Source organism: Streptomyces bohaiensis (assembly GCF_012033785.1).
Lineage (GTDB): Bacteria > Actinomycetota > Actinomycetes > Streptomycetales > Streptomycetaceae > Streptomyces > Streptomyces bohaiensis.
Window position 1 is genome coordinate 1 of sequence record NZ_JAAVJC010000513.1, and the last position, 1,502, is coordinate 1,502.

Annotated in this window: 1 protein-coding gene; it reads right to left on the reverse strand. The window is 75.0% G+C overall.

The features are described from left to right. Nucleotides 1-64: 64 nt before the first annotated feature. Nucleotides 65-1,246 (reverse strand): S1 family peptidase, encoded by a 1,182-nt coding sequence (locus HCN52_RS24395; RefSeq protein WP_168090582.1) that lies wholly within the window; start codon nucleotides 1,244-1,246, stop codon nucleotides 65-67. Nucleotides 1,247-1,502: the final 256 nt, after the last annotated feature.

Consider the following 1,502-nt stretch of genomic DNA (forward strand, 5'->3'; position numbering starts at 1 on the left):
CACCACCGCCGCCCCCGGTTCGTCGCGCGCGACGAACCGGGGGCGGCGGTGGTGCGGGCGGGGGTCAGGCGGTGTGCAGGGTCAGGCCGTAGCGGTCGAGGATCTCGTTGACCGGCTGGAACCAGGTGCGGCCGCCGTCGCGGCAGTTGCCGTACCCGCCGGAGGTGACGCCCTGCGCCTGGTCGCCGGTGAGGTAGGCGCCGCCGGAGTCACCGGGCTCGGCGCAGACCGTCGTGCCGGTCATCTGGTAGACGGGCCCGACGTCGTAGTTGACGGTGTCGTTCTTGGAGAGCACGGTGCCGCAGTGCCAGCCGGTGGTGGCACCGGAACGGCAGATCGAGGACCCGATCGGCGCCTCGGCGGAGCCGCGGACCAGCTGGTCCGGTATCGCGCCCCAGCCGATCACCACGGGCACGGTCCACCAGCCGCTGCCGACGTTGACCCAGCCGAGGTCGTCACCGGGGAAGGACGAGCCCTGGAAGTGGCCGATGTGGGTGTTGTCCCAGCCGCGGACGGCCTGACCGACCGAGCCGCAGTGACCGGCGGTCACGAACCCGCCGTGCACGGAGAAGCCGATGGAGCACCCGGCGGTGTTGGTCCAGTAGCGATCGCCTCCGACGGTGCCGGCGGCGAAGGTCCCGGGCTGCTCGGGGGCGTCGGCGACGACGCTCACCGGCCCGGCGGCCTCGGCCTCGGCGACGAACTCCTGGACCCCGGGGGCGTCCTCCATACCCTCGACGAGGTGCACCACCACGCTGTTGTCGCGGACGTCCACGCCCCAGCCGGCGACGCCCGCGGGCGCGTCCTCGCCGAGATCGTCGATCTCCGCCTTGGTGGCGTCGAGCAGGGTGGCGCTGTGCGTGACGACCTCGGCCTCGGCGCCGGTGGCCTCGACGTCGGCGGCGGCCTCGGGGCCGGTGACCGCGACCGTCAGCGCACCGGAATCGGCGTCGAACCAACTGCCGGCGAACGCGTCACCGGCGGCCTGCTCGGCCAGCGGTTCGAGGTCGGTGGCGGCGGCCTCCTGCGCCAGCCGGGTCAGCGCCTGGTCCTCGGTGAGGCCGAGGTCCTGCTGCATCGCCTGGACCAGTCCGGCGGAGGCGCTGGGAGAGGCGGCGGTCGCCGTGGTGGCGGTCGCCGCGGAGCCGGCGGCGAGACCCGCGGCGAGCAGCAGCGCGGACAGGCCCGCGCCGGCGGCGCGGCGCGTCGAACGTCTGCCTGAGGTGGGGGAGGTGCTGCGAGACATGGGGGAGTGCCCTTCTGTTGTTCCCTGGGTGGGGTGGAACAGCGAAGGCCGGGAGCGCTCTCGAACCCGCTGGGAGCCTAGAGGGACCGCTTCGGCGGCGTCCAGAGGTGCGTGTTCCGGAACCGGCCGCGGGCGAGGGCGGGTTGGCCGGAAGTGCCGGAGCGCTCGGAGTCACACGGCTCGCGCGCCGGCGAGGGTGGTGCGCCCTCCCGGGGCGGCGCGGGGCGGCGGCACCGACCGGCCGGCGCCCGCGGAC